The following is a 3,225-nucleotide window of genomic DNA, read 5'->3' as shown; positions in this document are numbered from 1 at the left end:
CCGTACGCGGCGACAGCGGGCCGTTGCTCACTTACGCCGAACTCAACCAGCAGGCGAACCAGCTCGCCCATCGCCTGATCGAGCTGGGCGTGGAGCCGGATACGCGGGTCGCGGTCAGCCTGCGTCGCGGCGCGGAAATGGTCGTGGCGCTCTTGGGTATTCTCAAGGCCGGTGGCGCCTACGTGCCGATCGACCCTGACCTGCCCAGCGCTCGCCAGACCTATATGCTCAGCGACAGCGCCCCTCGCGCAGTGCTGACCAGCCACGAGCTGCTTGCAGATCTGCCAGACCTTGGCGTTCCGGCGCTGGTGCTTGACGGGCGCGATGACAGCGCACTGCTGAAAAAGCAGCCGACCGGCAACCCGGATGCCAAGGCCCTGGACCTGCAGCCGAATCACCTGGCCTATGTGCTTTACACCTCCGGTTCCACCGGCACGCCCAAAGGCGTGATGAACGAGCACCTGGGTGTGGTCAACCGCTTGCTCTGGGCGCGCGACGCCTATCAGGTGAACAGTCAGGATCGCGTACTGCAAAAGACCCCGTTCGGTTTCGACGTCTCGGTCTGGGAGTTTTTCCTGCCACTGCTGACCGGTGCCGAACTGGTCATGGCCCGTCCCGGTGGTCATCAGGATCCGGATTACCTGGCTCAAGTGATGAGTGACGCAGGCATTACCCTGCTGCACTTCGTGCCCTCGATGCTCGATGTGTTTCTGGAACACCGCTCAACCCGCGACTTCCCGCAACTGCGCCGCGTGCTGTGCAGTGGCGAGGCCTTGCCTCGTGCGCTGCAGCGCCGTTTCGAGCAACAGCTCAAGGGCGTTGAACTGCACAACCTGTATGGCCCGACCGAAGCGGCCATCGACGTTACTGCCTGGGAATGCCGTCCGACGGATCCGGGCGAAAGCGTGCCCATCGGCCGTCCGATTGCGAACATTCAGATGCACGTACTCGATGCCTTGGGCCAACTGCAACCATTGGGTGTGGCCGGTGAGCTGCACATTGGCGGCATCGGCGTGGCGCGGGGTTACCTGAACCAGCCGGAGCTGAGTGCCGAGCGTTTCATCGCCGACCCGTTTTCCGACGCCCCGCAGGCACGCCTGTACAAAACCGGCGACGTCGGTCGCTGGCTGACCAATGGCGCGCTGGAATACCTGGGCCGTAATGACTTTCAGGTGAAGATCCGCGGCTTGCGTATCGAAATCGGCGAAATCGAGGCCGCCCTGGCTAAACACCCGGCGGTCCATGAAGCGGTGGTCACTGCTCGCGAAGACATACCCGGCGACAAACGTCTGGTGGCTTACTACACGCAGTCTGCCGAGCACACTGCTGTCGATATCGAAACCCTGCGCAGTCACCTGCAGCAAGTGTTGCCTGAATACATGGTTCCGGCCATTTATGTGCTGCTTGAAGCGATGCCACTGACCTCGAACGGCAAGCTGGATCGCAAGGCGCTGCCAGCCCCGGACGGTGATGCGCTGATCAGCCGCGGCTACGAAGCTCCCCAAGGCGAAATCGAGGAGCAGATCGCGCTTATCTGGCAAGACCTGCTGGGCGTCGAGGAGGTCGGGCGTCATGACCACTTCTTCGAACTCGGCGGTCACTCGCTGCTGGCGGTCAGCCTGACCGGGCGTATGCGCCAGTTGGGCCTCAGCGCCGATGTACGCGTACTGTTCAGCCAGCCGACCCTGGCTGCACTGGCCGCAGCCGTGGGCGGTGGCACCGAGATCGTGGTGCCCGCCAACCTGATCAGCGAGGACTGCCAACGCATTACGCCTGAGCTGCTGCCATTGGCCAACCTGACCCAGGCGCAGATCGATCAAGTCGTCGCAACCGTGCCGGGTGGCGTGACCAATGTGCAGGACATCTACCCGCTGGCGCCGTTGCAGGCAGGCATTCTTTATCACCATCTGGCCGCCGAAATCGGTGACCCCTATGTGTTACAGACGCAGTTCGCCTTTGATAACCGCGAGCGCCTGAACGCCTTCGTTCAAGCGTTGCAAATGGTCATCGACCGTCACGACATTCTGCGCACCAGCGTGGTATGGGACGGTCTGGAGTCACCGGTGCAAGTGGTCTGGCGTCAGGCACAGTTGCACCTTGACGCACTTGAGCTTGATCCGGCAGACGGCGATATCGGTGCGCAACTGCACAGCCGCTTTGATCCGCGTCATTACCGACTGGACATCGGCCAGGCACCTTTGATGCGTGTGGCCTATGCCGAAGACTCGCTCAACCAGCGCATCTGCGCGATGCTGCTGTTCCATCACATGGCGCTGGACCACGTCGCGCTGGAAGTGGTGAAGCATGAAATGCAGGCATGGCTGGCGGGCGAGGCCGACACTTTGGCGGCGTCGGTACCCGTGCCGTATCGCAACTATGTGGCCCAGGCACGCCTGGGTGTCAGCCAGGCCGATCACGAAACATTTTTCCGCGACATGCTCGGCGACATCGACGAGCCGACGCTGCCGTTCGGTTTGCAGGATGTGCAGGGTGAAGGTCGCGACATCGAGGAAGCCAGCCTGGCGCTGGCCCCCCAAATGAGCCTGCGCCTGCGTGCTCAAGCCCGCCAGCAAGGGGTGAGTGCCGCGAGCCTGGTGCATCTGGCCTGGGCTCAGGTGCTGGGCAAGGTGTCAAACGGGCAGGATGTGGTGTTCGGCACTGTACTGATGGGCCGGATGCAGGGTGGCGAAGGTGCCGAGCGAGCCTTGGGGATGTTCATCAACACCTTGCCGCTGCGGGTTTCAGTGGGTGAGCAGGGTGTGCGTGACGGGGTCAAGGCCACTCATAAGCGCCTGACTGCATTGCTCGGTCACGAACATGCCTCACTGGCGTTGGCCCAGCGTTGCAGCGGTGTTGCCGCGCCGGCGCCCTTGTTCAGCGCACTGCTCAACTATCGCCACAGTGGGGTCGGCAGTGTGTCCGACCAGGCCATGCAGGCCTGGCAGGGCATCGCGGTCCTCAGCGGTGAAGAACGCACCAACTACCCACTGACCTTGAACGTCGACGATCTGGGCGAAGGGTTCAGCCTGACGGCGTTGGTGGTTTCGTCAATCGGCGCGCAACGTGTGTGCGGCTACATGCACACGGCACTGGAAAACCTGTTGACGGCGCTGGAGCAGACGCCAGAAACGTCATTGCAAGGTTTGTCGATCCTGCCAGTTGTCGAGCGCGAGCAGTTGCTGGTGGCGTTCAACGACACCGCACTGGATTACCCGCAGCAGCAGA

1 protein-coding gene is annotated in these 3,225 nt (G+C 62.6%); it reads left to right on the top strand.

What is annotated here, in order from left to right:
* On the top strand, window positions 1-3,225 hold a 3,225-nt coding region (locus tag QRN50_RS24210; RefSeq protein WP_285427635.1), incomplete at both ends, for a non-ribosomal peptide synthetase.

Source organism: Pseudomonas sp. MEJ108 (genome assembly GCF_030208985.1).
Classification (GTDB): Bacteria; Pseudomonadota; Gammaproteobacteria; order Pseudomonadales; family Pseudomonadaceae; genus Aquipseudomonas; species Aquipseudomonas fragariae.
Note: the sequence above shows the minus strand (reverse complement) of the source record. Positions and strands in the feature narration are given on the sequence as shown.